23 protein-coding genes are annotated in these 22,656 nt (G+C 61.6%); 8 read left to right on the top strand and 15 right to left on the bottom strand.

The window, feature by feature from the left end:
• Window positions 1–6 precede the first annotated feature (6 nt).
• Entirely contained in the window at window positions 7–432 is a 426-nt protein-coding gene (locus ROE7235_RS01195) for a universal stress protein (RefSeq protein WP_121092837.1), read from the bottom strand.
• Window positions 433–596: 164 nt separating this feature from the next.
• On the bottom strand, window positions 597–1,424 hold the full coding sequence (locus tag ROE7235_RS01200) for an EAL domain-containing protein (RefSeq protein WP_121092838.1): 828 nt from the start codon (window positions 1,422–1,424) through the stop codon (window positions 597–599).
• A 183-nt stretch (window positions 1,425–1,607) separates the two neighbouring features.
• On the opposite strand from ROE7235_RS01200, the gene argH reads away from it, so the two are divergent.
• The 6 genes from argH (at window position 1,608) to ROE7235_RS01225 (ending at window position 8,294) form a co-directional block, all read left to right on the top strand.
• Entirely contained in the window at window positions 1,608–2,999 is a 1,392-nt protein-coding gene (gene argH, locus ROE7235_RS01205; protein ID WP_121092839.1) for an argininosuccinate lyase, read from the top strand.
• A complete protein-coding gene (locus ROE7235_RS20055) occupies window positions 2,996–3,133 on the top strand; it encodes a hypothetical protein (RefSeq protein ID WP_183073238.1) in 138 nt (45 codons plus the stop codon). Before argH ends, ROE7235_RS20055 begins: the two co-directional genes overlap by 4 nt.
• Window positions 3,130–3,444, top strand: a complete 315-nt coding sequence (locus ROE7235_RS01210) for a DUF2834 domain-containing protein (RefSeq protein ID WP_121092840.1) — start codon at window positions 3,130–3,132, stop codon at window positions 3,442–3,444. The genes ROE7235_RS20055 and ROE7235_RS01210 overlap by 4 nt, the downstream gene beginning before the upstream one ends.
• A gap of 86 nt (window positions 3,445–3,530) precedes the next feature.
• Complete coding sequence (gene lysA, locus ROE7235_RS01215; RefSeq protein ID WP_121092841.1) at window positions 3,531–4,802, top strand: diaminopimelate decarboxylase; 1,272 nt, start codon at window positions 3,531–3,533, stop codon at window positions 4,800–4,802.
• A gap of 21 nt (window positions 4,803–4,823) precedes the next feature.
• Window positions 4,824–7,376: a DUF4175 domain-containing protein gene (locus ROE7235_RS01220; protein WP_121092842.1), complete on the top strand. Its 2,553-nt coding sequence runs from the start codon at window positions 4,824–4,826 to the stop codon at window positions 7,374–7,376.
• Window positions 7,377–7,493: 117 nt separating this feature from the next.
• Window positions 7,494–8,294, top strand: coding sequence for a hypothetical protein (locus ROE7235_RS01225; protein ID WP_245963848.1), 801 nt, complete (start codon window positions 7,494–7,496; stop codon window positions 8,292–8,294).
• On the opposite strand, the gene ROE7235_RS01230 is transcribed toward ROE7235_RS01225, so the two are convergent.
• The 3 genes from ROE7235_RS01230 to ROE7235_RS01240 form a co-directional block, all read right to left on the bottom strand.
• Complete coding sequence (locus ROE7235_RS01230) at window positions 8,203–9,222, bottom strand: Hint domain-containing protein (RefSeq protein ID WP_121092843.1); 1,020 nt, start codon at window positions 9,220–9,222, stop codon at window positions 8,203–8,205. The two genes, ROE7235_RS01225 and ROE7235_RS01230, sit on opposite strands and share 92 nt — an antisense overlap.
• A 78-nt stretch (window positions 9,223–9,300) precedes the next feature.
• Complete coding sequence (locus ROE7235_RS01235) at window positions 9,301–9,936, bottom strand: response regulator transcription factor (RefSeq protein ID WP_121092844.1); 636 nt, start codon at window positions 9,934–9,936, stop codon at window positions 9,301–9,303.
• 18 nt (window positions 9,937–9,954) lie between these two features.
• On the bottom strand, window positions 9,955–12,834 hold the full coding sequence (locus tag ROE7235_RS01240; RefSeq protein WP_121092845.1) for a hybrid sensor histidine kinase/response regulator: 2,880 nt from the start codon (window positions 12,832–12,834) through the stop codon (window positions 9,955–9,957).
• Between the two features lie 172 nt (window positions 12,835–13,006).
• On the opposite strand from ROE7235_RS01240, the gene map reads away from it, so the two are divergent.
• Window positions 13,007–13,879, top strand: coding sequence for a type I methionyl aminopeptidase (gene map / locus ROE7235_RS01245; protein ID WP_245963849.1), 873 nt, complete (start codon window positions 13,007–13,009; stop codon window positions 13,877–13,879).
• On the opposite strand, the gene ROE7235_RS01250 is transcribed toward map, so the two are convergent.
• The 6 genes from ROE7235_RS01250 to ROE7235_RS01275 form a co-directional block, all read right to left on the bottom strand.
• Entirely contained in the window at window positions 13,836–14,693 is an 858-nt protein-coding gene (locus ROE7235_RS01250; RefSeq protein WP_183073240.1) for a YihY/virulence factor BrkB family protein, read from the bottom strand. The genes map and ROE7235_RS01250 overlap by 44 nt on opposite strands.
• Entirely contained in the window at window positions 14,690–15,001 is a 312-nt protein-coding gene (locus ROE7235_RS01255; protein ID WP_121092963.1) for an H-NS histone family protein, read from the bottom strand. Before ROE7235_RS01255 ends, ROE7235_RS01250 begins: the two co-directional genes overlap by 4 nt.
• A gap of 69 nt (window positions 15,002–15,070) precedes the next feature.
• The gene (locus ROE7235_RS01260; RefSeq protein ID WP_121092847.1) at window positions 15,071–15,991 is read right to left on the bottom strand and encodes an ornithine cyclodeaminase family protein; all 921 of its coding nucleotides are present in this window, start codon (window positions 15,989–15,991) and stop codon (window positions 15,071–15,073) included.
• A complete protein-coding gene (locus tag ROE7235_RS01265) occupies window positions 15,988–16,608 on the bottom strand; it encodes an HAD family hydrolase (RefSeq protein ID WP_121092848.1) in 621 nt (206 codons plus the stop codon). Before ROE7235_RS01265 ends, ROE7235_RS01260 begins: the two co-directional genes overlap by 4 nt.
• Window positions 16,605–17,435, bottom strand: a complete 831-nt coding sequence (gene fghA, locus ROE7235_RS01270) for an S-formylglutathione hydrolase (protein ID WP_121092849.1) — start codon at window positions 17,433–17,435, stop codon at window positions 16,605–16,607. The genes ROE7235_RS01265 and fghA overlap by 4 nt, the downstream gene beginning before the upstream one ends.
• Before the next feature lie 32 nt (window positions 17,436–17,467).
• Window positions 17,468–18,397, bottom strand: a complete 930-nt coding sequence (locus tag ROE7235_RS01275; RefSeq protein ID WP_121092850.1) for an AEC family transporter — start codon at window positions 18,395–18,397, stop codon at window positions 17,468–17,470.
• Window positions 18,398–18,495: 98 nt separating this feature from the next.
• On the opposite strand from ROE7235_RS01275, the gene ROE7235_RS01280 reads away from it, so the two are divergent.
• A complete protein-coding gene (locus ROE7235_RS01280) occupies window positions 18,496–19,113 on the top strand; it encodes a TetR/AcrR family transcriptional regulator (protein WP_121092851.1) in 618 nt (205 codons plus the stop codon).
• On the opposite strand, the gene ROE7235_RS01285 is transcribed toward ROE7235_RS01280, so the two are convergent.
• From ROE7235_RS01285 to secG, 4 genes are all read right to left on the bottom strand, one after another.
• Window positions 19,101–19,856, bottom strand: coding sequence for a glycerophosphodiester phosphodiesterase family protein (locus ROE7235_RS01285; RefSeq protein WP_121092852.1), 756 nt, complete (start codon window positions 19,854–19,856; stop codon window positions 19,101–19,103). The genes ROE7235_RS01280 and ROE7235_RS01285 overlap by 13 nt on opposite strands.
• Complete coding sequence (locus ROE7235_RS01290) at window positions 19,843–20,307, bottom strand: RidA family protein (protein ID WP_121092853.1); 465 nt, start codon at window positions 20,305–20,307, stop codon at window positions 19,843–19,845. The genes ROE7235_RS01285 and ROE7235_RS01290 overlap by 14 nt, the downstream gene beginning before the upstream one ends.
• A gap of 77 nt (window positions 20,308–20,384) precedes the next feature.
• Window positions 20,385–22,028: a CTP synthase gene (pyrG, locus tag ROE7235_RS01295; protein WP_121092854.1), complete on the bottom strand. Its 1,644-nt coding sequence runs from the start codon at window positions 22,026–22,028 to the stop codon at window positions 20,385–20,387.
• Window positions 22,029–22,146: 118 nt separating this feature from the next.
• Window positions 22,147–22,509, bottom strand: coding sequence for a preprotein translocase subunit SecG (secG, locus tag ROE7235_RS01300; protein WP_121092855.1), 363 nt, complete (start codon window positions 22,507–22,509; stop codon window positions 22,147–22,149).
• Window positions 22,510–22,656: the final 147 nt, after the last annotated feature.

Consider the following 22,656-nt stretch of genomic DNA (forward strand, 5'->3'; position numbering starts at 1 on the left):
TTGGCGTCAATCCCGCACGACATAGACCGATTGCTTGGCATGGCGCACCACGCGGGCCACGTTGGGGCCCAGAAGGTAGTCGCGCGCTTCGGGCCGGTGGGCGGCCATGATAATCACGTCCACAGACAACTCATCCGCCGCGCGCAGGATTTCGTCGTAGATATTGCCATGCAGAACGTGCGGTTTCACGTCGATACTACCGGGCACGTTCTGCGACACCCATTGGCGCAGGGTTTCCCCGAATTGGTGTAGCGCAGTCTGCTCGAACCCGGCTTTGAAAAAAGTGCCGACCATGGACATCCCGAAATCGGGCAACACGCTCACGACATGCAATGCGCCACCGCCCTGAAGCATCTTTTGCGCCTCTGCCATGGGTTTGACCCAAGACGCGGGGGATGACAGGTCAATGGGCAGCAGGATTGTGATGGCCATGCGATATCCTCTGCATTTGGTTTGCGTTCCGCGAGTGGACACGTTCGCCCCGCGAATTTCAATACCCTTGTCACGGTTGCTTCACTCAGCGCGCGCAATGCGCGTGTCTACCGGGGCTGGTATTCCTTTGGGGCAGGGCATTGTTCGCCATGGCACATGGCGCCTTAGCCTGATGCGCCCCGGGTCTTGAGTTGCGAGGTCTTCCAAGGCTCTGACACCGAGGGCGCGCCAAAGTAATAGCCTTGCAGGCAATCTACCCCCATTTCGACCAAAAGGCGTGCATCTTCTGATGTTTCGACAGACTCCGCCACGGTGAACATGTCGAACTGCCGCGCGATGGACACAAGCGCTTGGGTCAGCACCCGGTTGTCCGGGCTGGCGCTGATGCCGCGAATGAAACTGCCGTCGATTTTGATGATGTCGAAATAGAAATCCTTGAGGTAACGAAAGGCGGTATAACCGGCGCCGAAATCGTCCAGCGCAAAACAGATTCCGCGTTCCTGCATCTCTGCCATGAAATCGACCACCAGTTCCGGCAAGTCCATCGCAGAGGATTCGGTAATTTCCAGAATCAACCGTTCCCCGATTGTCGGGTCATGGCGCAGCCCCCGTTCCAGAACTGCCAACCATTCCGGATAACCGATCGACCGCGCCGACATATTGATGGACAGGCGTATGCCCGGTTCCGCGGCCAATGCATCCAGACCCATCTCCAGCGCGAGGCAGTCGATTCGGCGGCCAAGTTCGCGCGCTTCCACGGCGTCTATGAAATCCGCCGCCGGTATGATCCGCCCGGTCGGGTCCATGATCCGGATCAACCCTTCGTAAAACGCGGCGCGTTTGGGCATTCGGGCTTGAACCACGGGTTGAAAGGCAAGCATCGCACGCTTGTCGCGCAGGGCATCGCGCACCAGCCGGATGGCATCGCGTGTTGTGTCATCGGCCGCTACGCTTAACGGCGAACCTTTGCGGGGGGTGTCATCGAACTGCATCAGCGTCTCCGGCGGTTTCCCCTGTTATTTCCGACAGGGCTTAACCGGCGGTTAAACCTACGATGTTCCCTAAAAGTTTTCCTATTTTTGCGCCCCATGACAGCCTGACCCCATTCATTGCCAACCGCGCCCTGCTTGGCTATAGCCGTGGCGTTGGAGTGCAATTGGGAAAGGGCTGCGCGCATGTCTGAAAAATCTGCCAATGCCATGTGGGGCGGTCGGTTTTCGGCGGGCCCCGACGCGATCATGGAGGCGATCAACGCCTCTATCGGCTATGACAAACGTCTGGCACCGCAGGATATTACCGGCTCGCGCGCCCATGCCGCCATGCTGGCTGCTGTTGGTATTCTGACCAAGGACGACGCTGCGGCCATTGACAGCGGGCTTGCGCAGGTTCTGGCAGAGATAGAGGCGGGGGAGTTCGCCTTTTCTACCGCACTCGAAGACATTCACATGAATGTCGAAGCGCGGCTGCGCGACCTGATTGGTCCGGCGGCGGGCCGGTTGCACACCGCGCGTTCGCGCAATGACCAGGTCGCGGTGGATTTCCGCATGTGGGTGCGCGACCAATGCGACACCGCCATCGCGGGGTTGGAAGCGTTGATGCGCGCCTTTCTGACACAGGCCGAAGCCGGTGCCGATTGGGTCATGCCCGGCTTTACCCATCTGCAAACTGCGCAGCCCGTGACATGGGGCCACCACATGCTCGCCTATGTCGAAATGTTCGCCCGCGACAGGTCGCGCTTCATCGACGCCCGCGCGCGGATGAACGAATGCCCTCTGGGCGCTGCGGCGCTTGCGGGCACGTCCTTCCCGATCGACCGGCACATGACCGCGCAAGCGTTGGGCTTTGACCGGCCCACGGCCAACTCGCTGGATAGCGTGTCAGATCGCGATTTCGCGCTGGAATACCTGTCGGCGGCCAGCATCTGCGCCATGCACCTGTCGCGCTTTGCCGAGGAGCTGGTGATCTGGTCGTCGGCGCAGTTCCGTTTCGTGCGCATGTCGGACCGGTTTTCGACCGGATCCAGTATCATGCCGCAAAAGCGCAACCCCGACGCCGCCGAATTGCTGCGCGCCAAGCTGGGGCGTATTCTGGGGGCAACCGTGGCGTTGTTCACCATCATGAAGGGGCTTCCGCTGACCTATTCAAAGGACATGCAGGAAGACAAAGAACAGGTCTTTGATGCCGCTGACAATCTGGCGCTTGGTCTGGCCGCGATGGAAGGCATGGTCAGTGACCTGACCGCCAACCGCGCAGCACTCGAAGCCGCCGCCGCGTCGGGCTTTTCCACGGCGACTGATCTGGCCGACTGGCTGGTGCGCGAATTGAACCTGCCCTTTCGCGAAGCCCACCATGTGACCGGCAGCTTGGTCAAGCTGGCCGAGGACAAGGGCTGCGACCTGCCGGATCTGTCCTTGACCGAAATGCAGAAAGTGCATGGCGAAATTACCGATGCGGTCTATTCTGTCTTGGGCGTGTACAATTCAGTCGCGAGCCGGACAAGCTATGGCGGCACCGCGCCAGACAATGTGCGTGCACAGATAGCCCGCTGGAAAGAGGTTTTGGTATGAAATTCGCCGCTATAGCTGTTGTGCTGGTCCTCGCCGCTTGCGGCGCTGACGGCCCGCCCGTCGCCGCCGAGCGTGCCAAGCCGGGGCTGAATGTCTCGGGCGAGGTTCGTATGGGGGTGCGGACAGAGCTATGACCCCGTTGCGCCTGATCTTCCTTGCCCTTGCGATCTGGGGTGCGATCCATCCCATGTATTGGTTCGTGACCTGGTTTCAGGAAAACGGCTGGTCCATCATGGCCATGGTCGATGCGTGGCATGTCAATGCCGCGACTTCCGGGCTTGTGTGGGATCTGACCATCGCGGCCATCGCGCTGACGGTGTTCGTCATTGCCGAATGTATCAGCCGCAAACGGTATATCGGGCTGGTCGCGATCCCGGCGACCTTCTGCATCGGCGTGTCCTGCGGCTTGCCGCTCTACCTGTTCTTGCGGTCCAAACCGGACTAGGCACGCCTGTTCATCTTGCCCCAAATACTCCCGCCGGAGGCGTCCGTCCCAAGCCATTTGCCCCGCGGCCCGATTGAAAGCCCCTGATGGATCATTTCCTATACAAGACTGGCGTTCTGCATGCCGAGGATGTGCCGCTTGCTGAGATCGCAGCGCAGGTCGGCACGCCCTTCTACGTCTATTCCACGGCGACGCTGACCCGTCATTTCCGCCTGTTCCAAGAGGCGTTGGCGGGCACTAATCACCTTGTTTGTTTCGCGGTCAAGGCGCTGTCCAATGTGGCCGTCTTGCGCGTGCTGGCAGGCTTGGGCGCGGGTATGGACGTTGTGTCGGGCGGCGAATACCGCCGCGCGCGGGCGGCGGGTGTTCCGGGCGACCGCATCGTGTTTTCCGGCGTCGGCAAAACCCGCGATGAAATGGCGCTGGTCCTGTCCGAGGGCATTCGCCAGATCAATGTCGAGTCGCTGGAAGAGTTGCACGTGCTGTCAGAGGTCGCGCATGGGCTGGGGGCGACTGCGCCCATCGCCCTGCGCGTGAATCCCGATGTTGACGCCAAGACGCATGAAAAGATCGCCACGGGCCGCAAAGAAGACAAGTTCGGCGTGCCGATTGCGCGCGCCCGAGAGATTTACGCACAGGCAGCGCACTTGCCGGGCATTCGGGTTGTCGGCGTCGATGTGCATATCGGCAGCCAGTTGACCGACCTTGCCCCGTTCGAGATGGCGTTTACCAAGATCGCCGACCTGACACGCGAATTGCGCGCGGATGGCCACACGATCACCCGGCTGGATCTGGGCGGCGGGCTTGGTATTCCCTATACCCGTTCGAACGAAACTCCGCCCCTGCCGCTGGATTACGGTGCAATGATCCGCCGTGTGCTGGGCGATCTGGATGTTGAAATCGAAATCGAACCGGGGCGCTTGATTGCCGGGAATGCGGGTCTGCTGGTGGCGTCGGTGATCTATACCAAGCCGGGCGAGGGGCGGGATTTCCTGATCCTTGACGCCGCCATGAACGACCTGATCCGCCCCGCCATGTATGGCGCGCATCACGATATTGTCCCCGTTTTGGAAGCGCAGGCCGCGACCGAACAGCGCCCTGTCGATATTGTCGGGCCGGTTTGCGAATCGGGTGATACCTTCGCCAAGGCCCGCCCCATGCCGCCGCTGGATGCCGGTGCGCTTGTAGCCTTTCGGTCTGCAGGCGCTTATGGGGCCGTGATGTCTTCGGAATACAACACCCGCCCCCTGATCCCCGAGGTTCTGGTCGATGGCGATCAATTTGCGGTCATCCGCGCGCGCCCGACCTTTGACGAAATCCTTGCACGCGATACATTGCCGACATGGCTGGCGAGTTGACCAGCCCAGCAGCGAGGGTGCATGGCCGACACGCAAGGCAATCCCACGGAATTTGACCGCGCCTTGCGCGGCACCCTGATCGGGCTCTGGGCCGAGCGGATGGCGCGCGCGTTTTGGCCCTGCGTGACCCTTGGCTTGCTGTTTGGGGCCGCACTTGCCTTTGGTGTGCAGGATGTCATGCCTGCCGCATGGTCCTCTGCTCTCGGGCTTGGCGGTCTGGCTGCTATTCTGGTCAGCATGATCTGGGGCGCATGGCGTCTGGACGTTCCGCACCGCGCCGATGCCGCCCGGCGTCTGGACCAGACGCTTCCGGGGCGTCCGCTAACTGCTATGGCGGATCAGGTGGCTGTCGGTGTCGACGATCCGGGCACGCAGGCTCTGTGGTCCGCGCATCTGGCGCGTGTGTCGCGCATTCTGGCGCAGGCGCGCGCGGTGCCGGGCGACCTGCGGCTGTCGCGTTTCGACCGATTCGGGCTGCGCTACATGGCTGCGACGGCGGCGGCTGTTGCGGTGCTGTTCGCAGCGCCGTCGCGGGTGACAGAACTGGGCGGGATGGCGCAGCTTCCGGGCCGGGCAGAGGCTATTGCTCTGGGCCCGTCCTGGGAAGCATGGGTGCAACCGCCCGACTATACCGGCCGGCCCAGCCTGTATCTGAACGAGGTGGACCGCCCCACGCTGCAACTGCCGCAGGGCAGCCTTGTCACCATCCGGTTTTACGGCCAGCCCGGCATCATGTCCGTCGATGAAAGCCTGTCGGACCGCACCGAGGCTGACCCTGCCGCAATGGCGCAGGATTTCACCGTAGAATCGTCGGGCCGCTTGTCGGTGCGCGGCCCTGCCGGGCGCGATTGGGAGATTACCGCGCTGACCGACGCCGCACCCCGCGTCACGCTTGCCGGCGCGCCTGTGCGCGAGCGCGGCGGGCTGATGCGGCAGGATTATACGGCTGAAGACGATTACGCCGTGACCGGTGGCCAGATCACCGTCGCGCTGGACTTGGATGCAGTGGATCGCCGCTTCGGGTTGGCCACTAACCCTGACCCGCGCGACCCGCTCCAGATTGTGCTGCCCTTGCCCGCTTCCGGTGCGCGGGACTCGATCGAGGATGCGTTCATCGAGGATTTCTCGCAGCACCCTTGGGCCAATCTTCCCGTCGTGCTGCGCATGGGCGTGGAAGATGCGCGCGGCCAGACGGGCCAAAGCGCGGACGCGCATGTTGTTTTGCCGGGACGACGGTTCTTTGACCCGATGGCGGCGGCGGTCATCGAATTGCGCCGCGACCTTTTATGGGCGCGCGCGAATGGCGCGCGCAGCTTGCAACTGATGCGCGCGATATCGCACCGCCCGGATTCGGCTTTCCGGTCGCAGCAGGCGCGCAGCCGCTTCATGGACACTCGCGACCTGTTGCAAGCCAGCTTGAGCGATGGGGGGCTGGATGCGGCCACGCGCGACGATCTGGCCCAGACATTGTGGGATCTGGCGATCCTGCTGGAAGAGGGCGAACTGGCCGATGCGCGCGCCCGGTTGGAACGCGCGCAAGAACGGCTGGACGAGGCGATCCGCAACGGCGCCGACCCGTCTGAGATTCAGGAATTGATGGACGAGATGCGCGAGGCCATGCGCGATTACATGCAGCAACTGGCCGAACAACCCCGTGAGCGTGGTGAACCGCAGCAAGGCGAAGGCGAGCGGAGAGAGGTCACACAAGACCAGATCCAGCAGCTGATGGACCGCATTCAGGAACTGATGGAAGAAGGCCGCATGGAGGAAGCGGCGGAACTGATGGCCCAACTCAACGCGCTTCTGGAAAACCTGCAAGTGGCCGAAGGGCAGGGCGGGGATGGTCCGCCCACACCGGGTGGCGAGGCGATGGAAGGGTTGGGCGAGACTCTGCGCGGCCAGCAGGAACTGGCAGATGACACCTTTGGCGAATTGCAGGAAGAATTCCGCGAGGGCGGGCAGGGGCAAGGCAACCAACCGCCCGGACCGCCGCAGCAAGGCGACGGGCAGGACGGGCAAGAGCAGCAGGGCCAAGGTCAGCAAGGTGAAGGCGACCCGCAGGAACGCGGCGGCGCATCGGCCAATGATCTGGCCGAGCGCCAGCGCGACTTGGCTGAGGCGCTGCGCCAACAGCAGTTGCAACCGCTGCCCGGCGAAGGGATGCCCGAAGGGGATGCCGCCCTTGACGCTCTGGAGCGCGCGCAACGCGCCATGGAAGGTGCCGCCGAAGCGCTGGAAGAGGGCGATAGCGGCGAGGCCCTGAGCCGTCAGGCCGATGCGATGGAAGCGATGCGCGAAGGCTTGCGCGCGATGAACGAGGCGCAAAGCCAGGACCAACGCGAACAGGCCGAGGGCGATGCCGCGTCGGAAACCGGTAATGGCGATGGCCGTGACCCGTTGGGCCGCGCCCGCAACCAAGGCGGAGAGGTCGGGACAGAGCAGGACATGCTCACCGAAAACGATGCCTATGAACGCGCCCGCGACCTGCTGGAAGAGCTGCGCCGTCGCTCTGCCGAACTGGACCGGCCAGAGGCGGAACTGGACTACCTGCGCCGGTTGCTCGACCGGTTCTGACAACAAGGCGGCCCCGTCACGCAACTGTTGCCCGTTGCCAATATGTTTTGAGCACTACATCCCTGCGCTGAACAGCCTTCACACCGCGCGAAACGCGGACAAGACGGGATTGCCGCGATGATTGTGTTAATGCTTGGCAGCGGGCCGAATGTGATGGCAAGTCGCGACTGGCCACGCGCCGCGTTTGACCGGATCGTGACGATCAACAATGCTTGGGCCGTGCGCCCTGATTGGGATTACCTTGTGTTTCCTGATGACTTTCCGCCAGAGCGGCGCCCGCTGGACCTGCGGCCAGAGCAAACACTTATTCCGTCGGACGTGTATGTGCCTGAAAACAACCGGTATGGTGGCGTGGTTTATGCCGGTGCGACCATGGCGTTCAGCGCCAGCTACTGGGCCTTGGGCGCGCTGCGCCCGCGCGTCATCGGGTATCTGGGCTGCGATATGGTCTATGGCACAGGGGCCACGCATTTCTACGGTATGGGCACGGCGGACCCGTTGCGCCCGGACCCGACCTTGCAAAACCTTCGCGCGAAAGCTGCACGGCTGGAACTTTTGGCGGCGCGCGATGGCTGCGCGCTGGTCAACTTGTCCAAAGATGCAAGCGTGCTGTCCTTCCCGCGTGCCGGGTTGGACCTGTTGCCATCGGTCGCACCACGCACCGGTATTGCCGACCATATCGCCCCCGCGCTTGCCGCCGAACGCAAGCTGGGCGCGATCTGCCCCTCCGGCCGCTACTGGGACGGCCCACCGCTGGATGCGGCGGCTTTGGCCGAGATTGATGCGTTATGGCTTGCCGCCCATGATGCTGTGCATGGCACAGCTGTCACGCCGCCAGCAGCGCGGCCTCTCCCGCCGATAGGCAGCGACGGGCTGTCGGGCCATAACGGTGCGGCGCGTCCACCACATCCGGCATAACCGCGCGCAGGGCACCGCGATGCTGGCGCAGCATGTCGGGCGCGGCCAATCCGGGGTGAAAGCTCTCGCATGGCAAGCCATTGGCGAACAGCACTTGATGGTCTTCCAGCAACAGATGCACATAGACCACGCCATGCAAGGCCAGATCTGGCGCGATGCTTTGGTAGTTCACCAGATCGGCGGCCCGGACCAATACTTCGTCGCAGCCATATAGCGTTTGCGCGCGGTGTCCTGCGACCAGAACACGGTGCTCTGGCGAGATTCGCAGGTCGTCCTCTGGAACAGAACCCAAGGCACCGCGCCGCAGCCGGATTGGGCGCAGGTGCGGGTGCCGCCGCAAAGCCAATCCCGACAAATTGCTGCGACCGGCCCAGACCACGGGACGCGGGCCGTTGTCGCGGGTCAGAACCATGTCGCCTTCGGTGATCCGGTCGATCGGGCGGGGGCCATCCGGCGTTGCGATGACGGTATCGGCGGCAAAACAGATGACAGATTGCGCGGGGGCGTGTGCTGGTGTGTCGATGCGGGCTTCGACCACCCAAAGCGCCTGCTCTGGCGGGGGCAACCCGTCGGAAAACACCGCAAGCCAATCCGTTCCATGCGCGGCCAGCCGCAGCGTGAAACACCGGTGCCCATCGGTCAGCATTATCCCGCCAAGCGGCGCGCGCGCGGCGTCATTCTCTGGCGGGTCGGGATAGGCAATGCCGGTCAGGCGTTCGGCCATGGCGCGTGGTCGGGGCGTTTGCCCGCCCGTCGGGCTTTGCAACGTCATCAGGCTGGTTTGGGCGTCGAGCCGCGTTGCGCGCCCATGCCAACGCACTTCCGCCCCAGTCCGCACCCAATGCGGGGCCAGTCCAAACGTGCCGTCAATTTCTACATCCTGCCATGCCACGGCAAATACGCCGTGCAAGCTTGCTTGTCCTGCCATGTCTGCCTCTGCTCTGCCGCTGTTGCCGCGACTTTTGAAAATCGTAGCAGCATGCCACGCGAAAAACCAGTGTTTCGCTTAGCTTAGCCCCATATTGCGGGCAATCATGGCGGCCTGTGTCCGATTGGTCGCGCCCAGTCTGCGATAGAGCGTTTTGACATGCAGCTTGATCGTCGGTTCGCTCAGGCTGAGCGCGCGCGCGATTTCCTTGTTGGTCTGGCCCCGGCAGAGCGCGGCCAAGACCTCTGTCTCGCGCGGTGTCAGCGTGACATCGGGACGGTCGGTCACGGGCTTTTGCGGTTGGACGGGGTCGGATATGTGGCTCAGGATCAGTTCCACCGGCACAAACCGCTCGCCAAGGGTCATGAAGCGGATCGCGTTCAACAACGATTGTGCGGGCATGGTTTTTTGCAAAAATCCCTGTGCCCCCATCTGCACCGCTTGCAAAGCGACCTCTGTTTCGGCAATCCCGGAGATCAAGGCAACCGGCCCGGTGTCGGGACGGTCCAGCAGGTGGCGCAGCCCGTCCAGCCCGTTCATTCCGGGCATGGTATAGTCCAGCAGGATCAGGTCATAGCTTTCGCCCGCGTCCAGCAGTTCCAGGGCGCCGTCCAGATCGCCGACGGTGCATATTTCTAGGCCATCCTGCTGCTGCAAGAAGCTGCGCAACGTATCCCGAAGCAATTCGTGGTCATCGGCAATCAAGAGGCGCATTCAGTGCTTTCACGTCAGTCAGATGTGACGCTGAGACCTCAATTTCGCGGCGAGTAGAACAGAAATTAGAACAGTGGAACAAATAGGCTTGCGCAAGGTCGCAGCGAAATCAGTGTGCACAGATTTTGTTGCAAAATGCAACTCGCTGTTCCCTGTCATCAGGATAATCGGCAGATCTTCGCGCTGGGCATGCATGGCTTTGGCAAGCTCGCTGCCGGTCAGCGTGCCCATGTCGAAATCGGTCAACACAAGATCCCAGTCATGCGGCGCCTGCGTGATGGCTTCCAGCGCGTCAGCGGGGTCGATGCAGCTTGCCACCTCTGCGCCGGCCCGCACAAGCGTGTCGGCCAGTTGCTGCAACACCAGATCGTCATTGTCGACGAGCAGAATATTGGTGTCGGCCAGCGGTGTGGATGTCGTGGCCATGTCCAACCCGCCCAGCGGTCTGCAAGGCCAGAACACCTGAACGCGGGTGCCCTTGGGGGTGTTTGGCAAAAGCCGCAGCGCGGCCCCGCGTGTGGTCACGATATTGGCCACAACGGCCAGACCAAGCCCCGCCCCCGCATCCCCTTTGGAGGTGACATAAGGCGCGAAAATAGAGCCGCCAAGCGCCTGCGGGATGCCATCGCCGCTGTCGCACAGCTCTATCAGGGCGTAGTCCATATCTGGCAGGCGCAGGCCAAGCTCAAAACTGTCGGGCAGCATGTCTGGCGGACAGGGTCGCGCGCGAAGATGCAGCACATTTGGCCCGTCAGGGTCTTGGTCCAGACTCTCGCGGCAGGCATCGCGCGCGTTCAGCGCCAGGTTCAGCACCAGTTGCATCAGCTCCATACGGTCGCCATGCACATGCAGGCTGTCATCGGGCAGGTCCAGTTCCAGCCGGATCGGGGCTTCCAGACCCGGTGTCAGCAAATCGGCAGCCTGTTGCAAAACGGGGGCAAGTGCGAGCGTCGTCGCCTTGGGGCGCGCAGTGTCTAGACGGGTCAGCCCCCGCGCCAGTTCGCGCGCCTCGCCTGTTGCGGTCCGAATGCGGTCGATGGTTTGTGTGGCCTCTGGGCCAAGCTGCGTTGACAGCACATCGACAGAGCCAGAGATGGTGGCCAGCACATTCGCGAAATCATGGGCAAGCCCCGCGGCAAGCTGCGCGCCCAATTCGCGGGCTTGCGCCTTTTGCAACTGTTCGCGCAGATGCGCCCGGTCCTGTTCGGCCTGTTTGCGCCGCGTGATGTCGCGTATCTGCGCAAGGGTGGATGTGTCCGCCTCGACAGACAGCGAAATGCTGAAATGCCGCAGGGCGCCGTCATCCGACTTGCGGGTGAATTCGCCGTGCCACACCCCTTCAGACATCAACACCGGCAATATTCCGGTCATGCGCTCGGTCAGGTCTGCGGGCGTGATATCTGTCCACATCAAGGCGTCCAGCCGGACACCTTTGGGCAGATCCAGAATCTGGCGCAGCGCCGGATTGGCATAAGATAGCCGCCCGTTGGGCCGGATGATCGCGATCCCCTCGTGGCTGGCGCTCATGGCACGGCTGCGGTCATTCAATAGCCGGGCCTCTGCCATTTTGTGGCTGGTCGTGTCCATGCCCAAGACCATGTAGCCCTCTATCGCACCAGTGGAATCGTGCAGCGGCTGCACGTTCAGATCCAGCCAGTAATCGGACCCATCTTGGCTTTTCGCGGGCAATTCGCGATGAATGGCGTGGCCTTCATTCAGGGTTCGGCACAGCTCTTCGACGATATCCGGCGCGGATTGGCTCAGGTTCAGGATCTCGCTGGGGCGCAATCCCTCGGCCTGCTGAAAGGTGTAGCCGGTGCGTGCAATCGCGGCGGGATTCATCCAGCGTATGCGACGCTCTTCGTCGGTCAACATGATGAGATTGTTGGACAGCTCTGCCACACGGACCAACTGGCGCACCCGTCGGTCCTGTCGCTGCGCGTGGGTCACGTCGCGGACGACAAAAAGATAGCCTTTCGCTGCGTCTGCGGCCCCGGTCAGGCTGCGCGACGTTGCATAAAGCGTATACCACTTTTGCCCCACCGGTGTTTTGACGGCATAGCTATGCGCCTGGGACCAACCCAGCAGGTCGACCTCTCGCATGGCTTTGCGGCAGATCGCGGCCAGATGGGCGGGCAGTACCGTTTCGGGCGGCTGTCCGATGACCTCTTGCGGGCGCGCGGCGAATGTCAGTGGGCTGCTTTGGTGAAAGCCGATGATGACACCGTCATGGTTGGTTTCGACCAGCAGTTCGGGCAATGCGGCGACAGTCGCACTCAGACGGGCGCGGGCACGGTCCAGTTCAGTTTCTACCCGCAACGCATCTCGGGAGGAGAGTTTGAGCGCGCGCAACATGCCGACCTGCGCGGCCAGCGCGCGTATCAGGTTGTCTTCTTCGGGCAGAAAACTTTGCGGGCCCGAAGTATAGTCCAGCCCGACAAAACCGATCATCTCGCCATTGCGCCAGAAAGGCGCGGCCATCAGCGCGGATATATCCTGCTCGTCCAGAATCTGGCGCAGTTCGGAATTGGGCAGGATCGTGGTCACATCGTTGATCTGGATTGACCCATATTCGCGGAACCTGTCCCAGAACACGGCCCCGATGTGATAGGGCACATGCTGAAGTTCTGGCTTCATTGCGACAATGCCGGGGGCACACCACTCATGCGTATTGCGAATAAAGACGGTATCGACAATCTCGAACACATAGGCGCGGCACGTGCCCATGGCGCTTCCGACCGCGCCCAGAACCGCATCGAGCGTGCTGTCGCTTTCCAAAGGCGCGCAGCGTTGCAGATCGCGCGCCGCCTGAGCAAACACCCGCGTCAGCGCCGCCGTCCCCTTGTCCGTGCGGACCGGGGCGGCGTGTGTTCCATACGGCAGCTCTGTAGAGGTCATGACGCGCGGGTGCCCTGCAAGAAAACAAGCTAAGGTTCTGGCCAGATTAGTGACTCTGCGGCCATCTGTCACGCAATCTGCTTACAATTGGGCCAATTTCAAAGACCCATGACTGGCGTTTATGGCAAACACGCACTAGGTTCGCCGCGATATCGCAACAGCGGAGGCAGCCTTGGGCGACATTTTTCACGGCGCAACCACCCGAGAGGGAATCCGTCTGCACACGCGCGAGGGATTCGCGGGAATGCACAAGGCCGGAAAACTCGCGGCGGAAATACTTGACGAGGTTGCCGAGCATGTATTCCCGGGTCAGACCACTGCTGCGCTGGACCGGCTGATAACCGAATGGGTGGCGGCTGCGGGCGCGACCTCTGCGACCATCGGCTATCGCGGGTACGAGCATGCAAGCTGCATTTCCGTCAACCATGTCGTGTGCCATGGCATTCCCGGCGCGGGTATCCCGCTGGGCAAGGACGAAACCATCTCGCGCGATCTGGAAAAGCGTCGCGCCGATGATGTGCTGCGCGATGGCGATATCCTGAATATTGATATGACGGTCGTGGTCGATGGCTGGTTTGGCGACACCTCGCGCATGTATGTCGCGGGCAAGCCCAAGCCCCGCGCTGAAAAGCTTATTCAGGTCACATATGACGCGCTGATGATGGGCATAGAAGCGGTCCGCCCCGGCAACACGTTTGGCGATATCGGCTATGCCATTCAAAGCTATGTCGAAAGCCAGCGCATGTCGGTTGTGCGCGACTTTTGCGGCCACGGGCTGGGGCAGGTATTTCACGCGCCGCCCAATGTGCTGCATTACGGGCGCGCGGGGCGCGGCCCTACGCTGGAACCGGGCATGTTCTTTACCATCGAACCGATGGTCAACCTTGGCAAGCCCGACACGCGCGTTCTGTCGGATGACTGGACGGCGGTCACGCGCGACAAGTCACTGTCGGCACAGTTCGAGCATTCCATCGGGGTGACGGAAACGGGGTATGAGTTGTTCACGCAATCCCCTGCGGGCCGGTTTCATCCAACATTCGGCTGACGCGGTCCGCGTCCAGCAGCGCGTTCACCACGCCCCCAAGCAAAACGACATAGGCTGACAGGTAAAACCATGTCAGCAATGCAACGACTGCCCCGATAGAGCCATACACCTCATTATAGTTGCCGAAATTCCCGATATAGAAGGAAAACCCCGCAGAGGCCGCGATCCACAACACAAGTGCTGTCAGCAAACCCGGCCAAAGTGCCTTGGCCGGTCGGTTAGGGCCGATGCGGTAGAATACCCACAGCCACAGCGCGATAATGCCCAAGGCAATCGCCCATCGCGCCAGCAGTGCCAGCCAGCCGGTCACCCCGCCCAGCGGAAAGAAGGTCAGAACCACCGGCACCACCAACACTGCCAGAAGCGCGATTACGCCGACTACGATCATGCCCAGTGTGATGACCAAAACGGCTATGGCTTGGGCCAGCCCTGCGCGTTTTTGCCCGCCATACACGGTGTTCAGCCCCTTGAGCAGGGCATCCACCCCGCGACGGGCCAGAAACAGCGCGACGAATGTAGAGGCAATACTGGCCAGTCCAAGCGTGCCATCGCCCGACCAGACCAGCCGCGTGACCTGATTGGTCAACAGCGTGTGAGCAGCGGGGGGCATGAGATCGGACAACAGCGCCATCTGGTCCTGAATAACCAGCGGATCGGCAAAAAAGCCGAAGATGGCAATCAGCGCCGCGAGGCCGGGGAAAATGGCCAGAAGTGCGAAAAAGGCAACGCCCGCAGCGATCAGCCCGATATTGCGCTGATCGATGACTTTATACAGGTGCCATAAAAACCGGGTGGTGTTGCCTGCGAAGGTCAAATGACCAGATCGTCGAGGGTTTTTCCCGCGTCCAGCGCGTTGATAACCCAATGGGGTTTGCGCCCGCGACCGGTCCACGTCTGGGTGGGATCTTCAGGGTTGGCATATTTCGGGGCAACCTTGGCGCGCGGTTTGGTCACGCCCATTTGCATGATTTGTGCCAATGTAAACCCGCGTTCGCGCAAGACGGCTTCTGCCTCTGCGGCGGCGGCTTTCATTTCACGCTCTTCAAAACTATCTATCGCTTTCGCGACATCCTTTTGAAGTTTCTTGAGTTCGGCTAGCGAGAGAGTATCAAGGTCGATCATCGTTTGGTCCATCCTAATGTGCTTTATGCCTTTGCGCCGAATTCTACACATTTGCAAGGAAAATCACAATCAACCGATCTTATACAGCTTTTCCAAAATATAGGCTGCGGTCATCAAATCCAGATGTGCGCCACCACCATTTTTACAAACTGTGATTGTATCATCTGATTTGCGTGCAAACTCTCCGCGCGCGATGCCATAAAAATCGGATTGAATATCCGCGCGGGTGATAACGCCCTGTGCCAAGGGTATTTTCATCTCTCCGATATGGTCGAGCGTGGTATCGACATTGTCCACGAACAACGCCGCGCGGCGCAACGCGGTGTCATCAGCTTCGCGCATGTCCGAGCGAAATGCACCGATCAGGTCGATATGCTGGCCCGCGCGCAGCCATTCGCCACGCAATATGGGCTGCTTGCTCATCGTGGCGGTGCAGATGATGTCGGCCTGCGTGACGGCGGCTTGCAGGTCATCGCTGGCCGTGCAGCGGGGCAGGGCGCGCGCCATGGCCTGTGCGGCCTCTGGGCTGCGGTTCCAGACGGTGAATTCCGCATCGGGAAACAGCGCCGAATAGGCCGCGTGCATGGATTTTGAAACAGCCCCCGCGCCTACAAGTGTTATCTTTTGACTGTCGGGCCGCGCGAGTTTGCTGGCGGCGAACAGACTGTCGCCTGCGGTTTTCCATTTGGTAACAAGGTGGAAATCCACCATCGCGGCCAATTCGCCGGTTGTGTCGGAAAACAGTGCCACGGCTCCATTTACATTGGGCAGGCCTTGCGCCGAATTGTCGGGATAGATTGTTGCGGTTTTGACCAGCGACCCCAATCCGTCCACCCATGCGGCGCGCGACAACAGCGTGTCGGTCCCGCGATACAGGAAACTGTCTGCTATTTCTGCCTTGGGACGCCGGTGGCCCGATTCAAACGCGGCGATCAATTCCAACCAGTCAAGCTGCGGTTCAATATCCGCGCTAATTATTGTTGGTGTCATGTTGGAACCTGCGGTTGAATTCCGTGGCGTTTCAGGTCAGCCAACAAGGCGTCGGGGTGTTCAAACACATGCCCGGCCCAGCCGCGCTCTCTGGCGGCGGCGATATTCTCGGGCTTATCATCAATGAAGAACAAATGCTCCGGCGCCACACCACTTTTACGTTCAAGTATGGCATATATTTCAGCTTCCGGTTTCAAAACGCCCAAATGGCCGGAAATATATTTCTGGTCGAATTCAGTCAAAAAGGAATGGGTGTTGCAGGCGATATCAAACGTTTCGCGCCCGAAATTCGACAGCGCGAACACAGGCATTCCTTGGCGGCGCAAGGCCCGCAGTAACGTGACATTTTCAGTGATAACAGGCGCGAACATCTGCGACCAGCCGTCCTGCCAGAGCATGATTTCCGTCGACCATTCAGGATGCATGCGCGCCAGTTCCTGCACGCTTTGTGCAAATGGTGCCCCGCGGTCGACGCGCAGGTTCATCCCTTCCAGATCAACCTCTGCGAACAGGCGCTTGCGCCGCTCCGCGCCGATCTGGCTGTCGAAATACGCCTCTGGCTGCCAGCCCACGAGCACATTGCCGATGTCGAAGACGACCGCCTGAATACCGCTCATCGTGACAGCGCCTGTGCGTGAAAGGCGACATGGTCGCCTGCGAAGGTCGAGATAAAGAAATAGCTGTGATCATAGCCTTTTTGCATGCGCAACAGGCCCGGCTGGCGGGTGGCGGCCATCGCATGCGCCAAGGCCTCTGGCCGCAGCAGGTCCAGAAACTGGTCGGCACTGCCCTGGTCGATGAGCATCTCGCCGTCAAAGCCGCCGGTTTGTAGCAAAAGCGTGGCGTCATGCGCGCGCCATGTGCTTTCATCCGGCCCCAGATACGCGGTGAACTGCTTGCGTCCCCAGTCGCTGGCGGTCGGGTTCGTGATGGGCGAAAACGCAGAGACCGACGCAAAGCGGTCCTGCAACCCCATAGCCATGGTCAGCGCGCCATGCCCGCCCATGGAATGTCCGGTAATGGCCTGACGGTCCTCTTCCAATGCGAAATTGGCGAAAAGCACGCGCGGCAGGTCATCCGCGATATAGTCCCACATGCGGAAATGCGGCGCCCAGGGGGCTTGGGTGGCGTTCACATAGAACCCGGCCCCTTGCCCCAGATCATAGGCGGGATCATCCGCGACACCGTCACCGCGCGGGCTGGTATCGGGGAAAACGACGGCCAGACCATGCGCGGCGGCATGGGCCTGAAGCCCTGCCTTCGTCATCGCGTTTTCATGCGTGCAGGTCAGCCCCGACAGATACCATAGCAGCGGCACGGGGTGCAAAGCGGCCTCTGCCGGCAGGAACAAGCCAAAGGTCATATCGCAGCCGGTGGCCTTGGACGGGTGGCGATACACGCCCTGCACACCACCGAAGCAGCGGTTTTCCGAAATCGTTTCCATGTCGTTTTCCCATTGGTTTGGGCAACAACCTGTCAGAAGCCGCTGACCCATGCAACGACCAGCGGAATGGTCGCCATGCTGACAAGCGTGGACACAAGGATCGTGGCCGAAACCCGCACCGGCCCCGCGTTGAAATGCTGCGCCAGAATGAACACGTTGCCCGCCACGGGAAGGGCGGCACCCGCAATCAGGACCGCGCTTGCCTGCGGGTCCAGACGGAACACGACCAGCGCGAAAAGGGCCACCACCGCCGGGTGCAAGCCCAGCTTCACGAAGGTCAGCCATGACACGATGCCAAGCCGTTCCACCCGCTTGTCGGCCAGTGATGCCCCGATCGCAAACAGCGCGCCCGGCGTGGCCGCCGCGCCCAGCAGCGTCAGCGTGTCATTGACCGGCGCGGGCAATGCGATGCCGGTTGATGCCCAAGTCAGCCCCAGCACCATCGCGGCCACCATCGGGTTGCGCGCCACCGCGCCGAGCAGCTTGAGCGGCAAAGCGCGGTCAATCTGGCCCTGCCGCGCAAGGGTTATCATCATGGTGAACAGCGACGAGAACACCACAAGGTCCACCGACAGGATGATCAGCATGTAGGGCACGGATTGCGGCCCCAACAGCAGCGCCAGCATGGGCAACCCCATGAAACCGGTGTTGCCGATGATCGCGCATTGCGCCTCGATCGTGGCCGCTGACAAAGTCGCGCGGCGCAAGAAGGCGATGACCATAACCGCAAGATAGACGGTCAAACAGGCCAGCAAATAGGCCGCGATCACGCGCGGCTGCCAGATTTCGTCCAGCCCAAGATTGGCGGAAAACCCGAACAACAGGGCCGAAAGGGCAAAGTAGAACACGAATTTGGTCAGATAGGCCGTCGCCTCTGGCGGAAACACACCAAACCGTGCGGCCCCAAGGCCCAAGCCGATCAAGGCAAAGAACGGCAAGGTTTCCAGAAAGATCGTCAACATATTCTGAACCTGTTAACATGATGCTCCCACACCCGCTAGCGGAACCGCTTTCCTTGACGGGCGCAAGTGCCTATCTGTGGCATTGGGCAGGAGCAGGCATGACCGATACAGATTTCACAATCCCGCAGGGGCGCAAGGTTGCGCAGGTTCTGGACGGTGCGCGCGCGGTGTTCGTGCTGCACGGCTACGAGCGTGCGAGTATGGATGAAATCGCGCGTGCGGCAGGCGTATCGAAGGCAACCGTTTACAGCTATTTCGCGGATAAACGCGAGTTGTTCAGCGCAATGTATCGCGCCGAAATGTTGCGGCTGGCTGATTCGGCGGTGGAACTGACCGACACGCATCTACCCCCCGAACATGCCCTGCGCGAAGCCGGGCGGCGGATGCTGGAGTATCTGACCTCGGATTTCGCGCTGGCGATGTACCGGATCTGCGTGGCCGAAACCCCGCGCTTTCCCGAAATCGGGCGCGCTTTCTACGAAGGTGGGCCGGAAATGGGCCGCGAGTGCTTTGGTGCGTACCTGCGTGACGCAGACGCGCGCGGGGTGTTGCAGGTGGATGATATGAACCTTGCCGCCGACCAGTTTTTCCAGCTTTGCCAGACCACGATCTGCGACCGGATGATCTGCGGTGTGCAGTGCAAATTCACCAATGCAGAGATTGAGCGCGTGCTCGATGGCGCGGTCGCGACGTTCCTGGCGCGCTACGGGGTGTAGCCCTCGAACGTGATATTGTCGGCGATCCGCCGCGCTTGAACTTCCTGTTCGGCGCTTTTGACGGTCCAGCACAGGATGGGCGCGCCCTGCGCTTTCAACGCGGCGACCGATGCCGTGGCCAGATCACGTCGATCATGCGAGATGAAGCTTGCGCCGGTCGGGCCGAAGGCGTCGAGCGCTGCAAGCTCTTGCAACCGTTCGCCGGGTATGCCCGGCCAATCCTCTGGCGTGAAGGCACATGTCACCAGCCCGCGCGGCACATCGGGCGCAAGCCGTGCCATTTCCGCCATGCTGTGCGGGTTAAAGGACATGACCGCGACCGGGCCGGAATAGTCTTGCAGCGCAGCGGCGGTATCGGCTTCCAGCCGCCCGTCGACCGGGCCAAGCGCGCCGCTTTGATCCTTGATTTCGATCAGAAGGGGAACCCGGCCGCCAATCAATGCCAGCACCTCGCGCAGGGTGGGGATGCGTTCGGATGTGCCGCGCAGTCGCAGCCGTGTCAGCTCGCGCGCGCGGCGGGCCGACACTGCACCCTTGGCTCGCGTCAGCCGGTTCAGTTGCGCGTCATGGAACACCATCGCCACGCCATCGGCGCTGGCTTGCAGGTCGATCTCTATGCCGTAGCCCGCCGCCATTGCCGCCGCGATCGCCGCGCGCGAGTTTTCTGGCCCCGCGCCCCCGTGCAAGGCGCGATGCGCGAGGGGGCGGGTCAGAAATTCCGGTGGCAGGTCAGGCAATCTCAAAAATGCCCTCTATTTCGACAGCCACGCCCAAGGGCAGGCTGGGTGCGCCCACGGCGGCGCGGGCGTGCCGCCCGGCTTCGCCAAAGACCGCAACCATCAGGTCGGAACAACCGTTTACGACCTTGGGCTGGTCGGTGAAATCGGCGGTGCAATTCAGAAAGCCGGTCAGCTTGACCACGCGTTTCACGCGGGTCAGATCGCCCCCGCAAGCCGCGCGCAGTTGCGAGATCAGCGCAAGGCCGCAGGCCCGCGCAGCCGCGACCCCGTCCTTGACCGAAGTGTCATCGCCCAGCGTGCCGCAGATCAGCCCGTCCGGCCCGTTCGAGATTTGGCCAGAGATGAACACCAACGACCCGCTTTGCACGAACGGCACATAGTTGGCCGCGGGCGCGGGTGCGTCGGGCAGGGTCAGGCCAAGCTCGGCGATGCGGGATTCGATTGCATTGGACATTGGGGAACCTTTGGATTGTTAGGTGTCGGAACTATGCCCGATTGGCGCGAATGTGAAAGAGGGAATCCCGCCGCCACCTAGACCAACCGCGACACCTCTACCGCCGCGCGGATGAAATCGGCGAAGAGCGGATGCGGCGCGAAAGGTTTGGATTTCAATTCGGGGTGGAACTGCACCCCGATGAACCAAGGGTGGTCGCCGTATTCCACGATTTCGGGCAATGACCCGTCAGGCGACAGGCCCGAAAAGCTCAGGCCCTTTTCTTCCAGCGCAGCGCGGAACTGGGTGTCCACCTCGTAGCGGTGGCGGTGGCGTTCCTCGATCCGGGTGCTGCCGTAAATCTCGGCCACGCGCGAACCTTCGAGCAGCGTTGCATTATACGACCCAAGCCGCATTGTGCCGCCTTTGTCGTCGCCCAGCTTGCGTTCAATCTTGTGGTTGCCCTGCACCCATTCCTTCAGGTGGTAAACCACGGGCGTAAACCGTTTCTTGCCGGACTCGTGGTCGAATTCCTCGGACCCGGCATCGGCAATGCCAGCCAGATTGCGCGCGGCTTCGATACAAGCCATCTGCATCCCAAGACAAATGCCGAAATACGGAATTTTCTTTTCCCGCGCGTAGGTCGCGGCGCGGATCTTGCCCTCGGTCCCACGCTCGCCAAAGCCGCCGGGGACCAGAATGGCGTGATAGGGTTCCAACGCGGCGGACGGGTCCGCGCCATCGAACACCTCGGCATCAATCCATTCCACATGCACCTTGACGCGGTTGGCAATACCGCCATGCACCAAGGCTTCCTTGATGGATTTATACGCGTCTTCCAACTGCACATATTTGCCGACAATGGCGATGCGCACTTCGCCCTCGGGGTTTTGCAACCGGTCCATCACGTCGTTCCAGCGGTCAAGCTGGGGGCGAGGCGCTGGATTGATGTCGAACGCATCCAGCACAGCCTGATCCAACCCAGCTTCGTGATAGGCCAAGGGCGCTTCATAGATGGATTTCAGATCATAGGCCGGGATCACGGAATCCGGTCTCACGTTACAAAACAGCGCGATCTTCTGGCGTTCCTTTTCAGGGATCGGATGTTCGGACCGGCAGACCAGCACATCGGGCGCGATGCCGATGCTTTGCATTTCTTTCACCGAATGCTGGGTCGGCTTGGTTTTCAACTCTCCGCTCGCCGCCAGATAGGGCAGCAGCGTCAGATGCATGAAAATGCACTGCCCGCGCGGGCGCTCGTGGCTGAACTGACGGATCGCTTCGAAGAAGGGCAGACCCTCGATATCGCCCACAGTGCCGCCGATTTCGCAGAGCATGAAATCGACCTCATCCTCGCCCACGGCAAGAAAGTCTTTGATTTCATTGGTGACATGCGGAATAACCTGAATGGTGCGGCCCAGATAATCGCCCCGCCGCTCGCGTTCCAGCACGTTGGAATAGATGCGCCCGGACGACACGGAATCGGTGCGCCGCGCCGCAACGCCGGTGAAGCGCTCATAGTGGCCAAGGTCCAGATCGGTTTCGGCCCCGTCATCGGTGACGAACACCTCGCCATGCTCGAACGGCGACATGGTGCCGGGGTCTACGTTCAGATAGGGGTCAAGCTTGCGCAACCGCACGGTAAAGCCGCGTGCTTGCAACAGCGCGCCCAAGGCCGCAGACGCAAGACCCTTTCCAAGGCTGGAGACGACACCACCGGTAATGAAAATATAACGCGCCATGGGTCTGCTCGGACCTCCCCGTGAAGTGTCAAAATCGGAAAACGGGGCGCTGAACGGCGCACCTCCACGGGAGTATGGCTTTACCCGAGTTTTCGCCCGCCCGCAAGCGGGCGGCAAATCATTCCGCCGGGGGTGGCGCCAGCGAATCGCTGTCCAGACTTGGCGGCAGCAGGCTGTCCGTTGCCGGCAGGTCCGGTGAAGCAGGCGCATCGATGGGTGCAGGAACACCTAGACGGTCCAGAACCGACGTGCTCGCGGACTGCTGTGCGGCCAATACGGTCAGGAAAAGCGATGTCGAGATGAACGCAATGGCCAGACCCCATGTCAGTTTTGCCATCGCGGTCAATGGCGGGCGGCCTGCTTGCGGATTGCTGTCACCCCCGCCAATGCCAAGCCCGCCCCCTTCGGAGCGCTGCACCAGCACGACGCCGATCAGCGACAGCGCCAGAAGAAGATGAACAATCAGCACGACATTTTGCATCAGGAAACCCGCTCTTCGTCTATCCGGCCTACTTAGGGGCTGCGAAAGCCGCCTGCAACCCCGCATCGTTGGCCATTTGCCCGCGTTTTCGGGTTTTCGGCACCGCCGCGACAGGGTAAGACCAGATCGGTTTCAGCAAGGAAGGGT

The organism is Roseinatronobacter ekhonensis, assembly GCF_900499075.1.
GTDB classification, from domain to species: Bacteria; Pseudomonadota; Alphaproteobacteria; order Rhodobacterales; family Rhodobacteraceae; genus Roseinatronobacter; species Roseinatronobacter ekhonensis.

Excerpts from the sequence above, each read along its gene's own strand:
- ROE7235_RS01195 (WP_121092837.1), bottom strand. The coding sequence starts at position 432 with ATGGCCATCACAATCCTGCTGCCCATTGACCTGTCATCCCCCGCGTCT.
- ROE7235_RS01200 (WP_121092838.1), bottom strand. The coding sequence starts at position 1,424 with ATGCAGTTCGATGACACCCCCCGCAAAGGTTCGCCGTTAAGCGTAGCG.
- argH (WP_121092839.1), top strand. The coding sequence starts at position 1,608 with ATGTCTGAAAAATCTGCCAATGCCATGTGGGGCGGTCGGTTTTCGGCG.
- ROE7235_RS20055 (WP_183073238.1), top strand. The coding sequence starts at position 2,996 with ATGAAATTCGCCGCTATAGCTGTTGTGCTGGTCCTCGCCGCTTGCGGC.
- ROE7235_RS01210 (WP_121092840.1), top strand. The coding sequence starts at position 3,130 with ATGACCCCGTTGCGCCTGATCTTCCTTGCCCTTGCGATCTGGGGTGCG.
- lysA (WP_121092841.1), top strand. The coding sequence starts at position 3,531 with ATGGATCATTTCCTATACAAGACTGGCGTTCTGCATGCCGAGGATGTG.
- ROE7235_RS01220 (WP_121092842.1), top strand. The coding sequence starts at position 4,824 with ATGGCCGACACGCAAGGCAATCCCACGGAATTTGACCGCGCCTTGCGC.
- ROE7235_RS01225 (WP_245963848.1), top strand. The coding sequence starts at position 7,494 with ATGATTGTGTTAATGCTTGGCAGCGGGCCGAATGTGATGGCAAGTCGC.
- ROE7235_RS01230 (WP_121092843.1), bottom strand. The coding sequence starts at position 9,222 with ATGGCAGGACAAGCAAGCTTGCACGGCGTATTTGCCGTGGCATGGCAG.
- ROE7235_RS01235 (WP_121092844.1), bottom strand. The coding sequence starts at position 9,936 with ATGCGCCTCTTGATTGCCGATGACCACGAATTGCTTCGGGATACGTTG.
- ROE7235_RS01240 (WP_121092845.1), bottom strand. The coding sequence starts at position 12,834 with ATGACCTCTACAGAGCTGCCGTATGGAACACACGCCGCCCCGGTCCGC.
- ROE7235_RS01255 (WP_121092963.1), bottom strand. The coding sequence starts at position 15,001 with ATGATCGACCTTGATACTCTCTCGCTAGCCGAACTCAAGAAACTTCAA.
- ROE7235_RS01260 (WP_121092847.1), bottom strand. The coding sequence starts at position 15,991 with ATGACACCAACAATAATTAGCGCGGATATTGAACCGCAGCTTGACTGG.
- ROE7235_RS01265 (WP_121092848.1), bottom strand. The coding sequence starts at position 16,608 with ATGAGCGGTATTCAGGCGGTCGTCTTCGACATCGGCAATGTGCTCGTG.
- fghA (WP_121092849.1), bottom strand. The coding sequence starts at position 17,435 with ATGGAAACGATTTCGGAAAACCGCTGCTTCGGTGGTGTGCAGGGCGTG.
- ROE7235_RS01275 (WP_121092850.1), bottom strand. The coding sequence starts at position 18,397 with ATGTTGACGATCTTTCTGGAAACCTTGCCGTTCTTTGCCTTGATCGGC.
- ROE7235_RS01280 (WP_121092851.1), top strand. The coding sequence starts at position 18,496 with ATGACCGATACAGATTTCACAATCCCGCAGGGGCGCAAGGTTGCGCAG.
- ROE7235_RS01290 (WP_121092853.1), bottom strand. The coding sequence starts at position 20,307 with ATGTCCAATGCAATCGAATCCCGCATCGCCGAGCTTGGCCTGACCCTG.
- pyrG (WP_121092854.1), bottom strand. The coding sequence starts at position 22,028 with ATGGCGCGTTATATTTTCATTACCGGTGGTGTCGTCTCCAGCCTTGGA.
- secG (WP_121092855.1), bottom strand. The coding sequence starts at position 22,509 with ATGCAAAATGTCGTGCTGATTGTTCATCTTCTTCTGGCGCTGTCGCTG.